The 2,227-nt window shown below is 68.5% G+C and carries 4 protein-coding genes; all 4 read left to right on the top strand.

The genetic code is table 11. The features are described from left to right. The coding region (locus EOA33_RS32985) for a murein transglycosylase A (protein WP_127407522.1) at positions 1 to 858 on the top strand (858 nt) is incomplete at its 5' end. After that, a complete protein-coding gene (locus EOA33_RS32980; protein WP_126057314.1) occupies positions 855 to 1,382 on the top strand; it encodes a Smr/MutS family protein in 528 nt (175 codons plus the stop codon). The genes EOA33_RS32985 and EOA33_RS32980, both read left to right, overlap by 4 nt. 24 nt (positions 1,383 to 1,406) lie before the next feature. After that, entirely contained in the window at positions 1,407 to 1,775 is a 369-nt protein-coding gene (locus tag EOA33_RS32975; RefSeq protein ID WP_126057313.1) for a helix-turn-helix transcriptional regulator, read from the top strand. A 119-nt stretch (positions 1,776 to 1,894) separates the two neighbouring features. Continuing rightward, on the top strand, positions 1,895 to 2,227 hold a 333-nt coding region (locus tag EOA33_RS39940; RefSeq protein WP_210212640.1), incomplete at its 3' end, for a hypothetical protein.

Below are 2,227 nucleotides of genomic sequence, written 5' to 3'. Positions count from 1 at the left end.
CATGTCACCGCCGAAACCGGCGGCGCCGGTCTCGTCACCGGCTTCTATGAGCCGGAGGCCGAGGCCTCGCCGGTACTGACGGACCGCTTCACGGTGCCGCTGCTTTCACGCCCGGCCGATCTGGTCGATGTCGACGACGCCAATCGGCCATCCGGCATGGATCCCTATCTCGCTTTCGCGCGCCCGGCGCCGGACGGATTGGCCGAATATTTCGACCGCGGCGCCATCGAGCGCGGCGCGCTCGCCGGCAAGGGGCTGGAGATCGCCTGGCTCGCCGACAAGGTCGACGCCTTCTTCATCCATGTCCAGGGCGCGGCGCGGCTGAAGATGACCGACGGTCGGCTCTGCCGCGTTACCTATGCCGCCAAGTCCGGCCAGCGCTTCACCGGGCCCGGCAAGGTCCTGAGCGAGTTGGGCGAAATCCCGCTGGCCAAGGTGACGATGCAGTCGATCCGGGCCTGGTTCAGGGCGCACCCGGATCGCGTCGACGAGATCCTCTGGCAGAACCGCTCCTATATCTTCTTCCGCGAGGCGGCGGTCGACGATGCGGCGCTCGGCCCGATCGCCGCCGCCAAGGTGCCGCTGACGCCAGGCCGTTCGGTTGCCGTCGACCGGCTGCTGCACACATTCGGCACGCCCTTTTATATCGACGCGCCGACGCTCGCCGCTTTCGGCGACGGGCCGTTCCGGCGGCTGATGATCGCGCAGGACACCGGCTCGGCCATCACCGGCCCGGCGCGGGGTGACCTCTTTGCGGGCAGCGGCGCCGCCGCCGGCGAGATCGCCGGCGTCGTCCGCAACGCCGCCGATTTTTATGCGCTGATCCCGCGCCAGCTCGTTTCGAGGCCATTGCCATGACCCGCCGCATCGACCGGCTGAGCGAGGACGATCGCGTCCTGTGGAACCTGGTGGCGCGCACCGCCAAGCCGCTCAAGGGCAAGGCCGCCGTCGACGTCCCCGATTTCAGCGTCGAGCCGAAACCGGCGCCGGCGCCTATCCCCGTCAACGGCGCTCCGGCTGTCGCGGCAAAGCCCAGGACGCAGCATGTCTCGCATGCGCTGGACGACCAGACGCTGAACAAGCTTGCGAAGGGCCGGCTGCCGATCGAAGGCCGCGTCGACCTGCACGGCATGACCCAGGACGAGGCCTATTCGCTGCTGTTTTCATTCCTGCACCGGGCGCATGCCGGCGGCATCCGCTATGTGCTGGTCATCACCGGCAAGGGCTCCTCGTCCGGCGGCGACGGCGTGCTGCGGCGTTCGGTTCCCGCCTGGCTGTCGACGCCCGCCTTCCGGCCGCTGGTCTCCAGCCACGACCATGCCGCGCGCAACCATGGCGGTTCCGGCGCGCTCTATGTCCGCTTGCGCCGGACCCGCACATGAAGACACGCGCATGAGAGCGCTGGCATGACCCCGTTCGGCGAGAAGCTGCGCGCGCTGCGCGCCGAGCGCGGCCTCAGCCAGAAGGCGATGGCCGAGGCGATCGGCGTCAGCGCCGCCTACCTGTCGGCGCTTGAACATGGCCGCCGCGGCGCGCCGACCTGGACGCTGATCCAGAAGATCATCGGCTATTTCAACGTCATCTGGGACGATGCCGAGGAACTCGCGCGCCTCGCCGAAGCCTCGCACCCGCGGGTCCGGATCGACACGTCTGGCCTGACGCCCGCCGCCACCGAGCTCGCCAATCTCCTGGCCGAAAACATCGAGAAACTGGATGAGGCGGAGCTTCGCCGGATCACGGCGTCGGTCCGCGCGGCACTGGGGCGGCGGACGTGATGCGCGGCGCGAGTTGCTCCGGCGCCGGCGTCCGCTTCACATGAGGCGATGCCCGCTGGCCGGTAGCCAGCGGGCATGCTGCGAGATCACTTCGCGCCGGTCTGGCCACCGCGACCGCCATGGTTGCCATGGTCGCCATGCTCGTGTCCGCCGCCCAGGCAGCTCGAGTCGCTGGTACCGCAACAACGGCCGCTCCACAGGTCGTTGGTCTTGGTTTCGGCGCAGCTGACGGTCTGGTCCGCCAGCGCGGATCCGGCCATGGACGTCACCGCGACAGCGGCGAGCAGGGCATTTCGCAAAAAGGCAGTCATTTGAAGTCTCCAGGGTTGGTTTCCGTACGCGGCTGTGTCGCCGGCAGCGACGGTTTGGTTCATGGAGACTGTGAAAAATTCTGGGAGGGTGGCGCGGGACGCGGCCAGCAAGTCTCATTTAACGTTGGCGCCGCCAACCTA

Source organism: Mesorhizobium sp. M4A.F.Ca.ET.050.02.1.1 (assembly GCF_003997725.1).
GTDB lineage: Bacteria > Pseudomonadota > Alphaproteobacteria > Rhizobiales > Rhizobiaceae > Mesorhizobium.
This window is presented reverse-complemented; position numbering and strand designations above follow the sequence as displayed.

Coding starts and splice junctions, on each gene's coding strand:
- EOA33_RS32980 (WP_126057314.1), top strand. CDS start 855: ATGACCCGCCGCATCGACCGGCTGAGCGAGGACGATCGCGTCCTGTGG.
- EOA33_RS32975 (WP_126057313.1), top strand. CDS start 1,407: ATGACCCCGTTCGGCGAGAAGCTGCGCGCGCTGCGCGCCGAGCGCGGC.